The following is a 1,660-nucleotide window of genomic DNA, read 5'->3' as shown; positions in this document are numbered from 1 at the left end:
TGAATTATTCATATAAAATCAGTAACTTAGATTAACCCCTTGTTTTTCAAGCCTTTCCAGCTTTCTAGTTTCGCACGAAAAAAATGAAAAAAGAATCCATTTCTGTTAAAGTTTAAGTAACTACACAAAAAACAAACAGAAAGGATTCTTTATATGGTTACTTTAACGCAAAAAACGCTTGAATTCAATCGTAAAATTAAATTATCAAATGATGGAGGTTCTCTTTCCTCCGATACAGGTGAATTCCTTTTTAGAGAATTCGATGAAAAAATCGGTTTTTCTAAGACTTTAGCTAGATATCTGAAACTTAATGATTCAAGAAAATATTATCTACACTCAAACGAGAACTTATTGCGCCAAAAAATCTATCAGATCATTGCTGGGTATGCGGAAGACGATGCTGCTGATCAGTTGACCCATGATCCTGTGTTTAAGGAAATTATCGGAACTCCTGCACTCGCTTCCCAGCCTAGCTTGTCTCGCTTTTATACTCGATTTGACAAAGATTCGATCGAGCTATTACATCAAGCAAACCAAGAACTCCTGAATAAAATTCATCGTTTTCGACAATCGACAAAATTATTTATCGACTTGGACTCCACTCATTCGGATACATATGGAAACCAGGAATCTTCGTCTTATAATACTCATTATGGCACCATGGGTTTCCATCCTTTGGTCGCTTTTGATGGAGCGACCGGTGACTTTTTAAAAGCACAACTCCGCCCAGGAAATGTGTATACATCGAATGGTGTGGTCGAATTCATTCGCCCTTTAATTGAACATTACAATGAAGTCTTTCCAGAAACCACCCTGTTTCTTCGTGGAGATAGTGGTTTTGCTGTCCCGGCATTATACGAGTTGTGTGAAAAAGAATCGGTTTTGTATATCATTCGGTTGAAATCCAATTCCCAACTCCAAAGTCTAGCGCAGGAGTATCATCCTTCTTCAGCCCCTTTAGACGTTTCAAAAACGGAGACCTATTTTGAAGAAACCATTTATCAAGCAAAATCATGGTCAAAACCAAGAAGAGTCATTATTCAATCGGTGCGTCCTGCAGGTGAGCTGTTCTTCACGCATTCCTTTTTCGTGACCAATTTCGAATGGGCTGTTCCTCAAGATATCGTCAAAGCTTACCAAAAAAGAGGGACGATGGAAAACTACATCAAGGAGGCAAAAAACGGCTTTTACTTTGATCATATGAACAGCCACGCTTTTCAAGTAAACGAAGTAAAAATGATGTTGACTCTCCTTGCTTATAATTTGACCAATTGGTTACGAACCCTTTGTTTTCCAGTGGGACAAAAGACCATGCAGATCGAAACCATACGCACTCGATTGATTAAAGTAGCCAGTAAAGTGGTCAAATCAGGCAGAGCACTTTATTTCAAACTATCATCGAGTTTTGTGTACCAAAAATTCTTTTGGGACGTACTAAATCGAATTCAAAAGCTTCAATTAGAATGACCGAAAGAATGCTACTCCCAACTGAAAAAAGTCGATTTTTTCAGTCAAGGGGGAAGTATGCCCAAAATACGGGAAATAACCATTGGGAATTAAGTCATTTTGGTTAGATGGCTATAATTTATGTCGAGAAGGCGATTAAGTCAAATTAGGGTACTGGATTTTCATTATCATTTTTTAGCTGTGAATATTTCAG

General features: G+C 37.7%; 1 protein-coding gene. It reads left to right on the top strand.

The window, feature by feature from the left end; all coding sequences use genetic code 11:
* The first annotated feature begins 153 nt into the window (after positions 1-153).
* A complete protein-coding gene (locus tag BFU02S_RS15740; RefSeq protein WP_066372730.1) occupies positions 154-1,467 on the top strand; it encodes an IS1380 family transposase in 1,314 nt (437 codons plus the stop codon).
* The last annotated feature ends 193 nt before the right edge of the window (positions 1,468-1,660 follow it).

This window comes from Neobacillus fumarioli NBRC 102428 (assembly GCF_001591485.1).
Taxonomy (GTDB): Bacteria; Bacillota; Bacilli; order Bacillales; family Cytobacillaceae; genus Neobacillus; species Neobacillus fumarioli.
The sequence above is the reverse complement of the archived record's forward strand: the minus strand, read 5'-3'. Positions and strand labels throughout refer to the sequence as shown.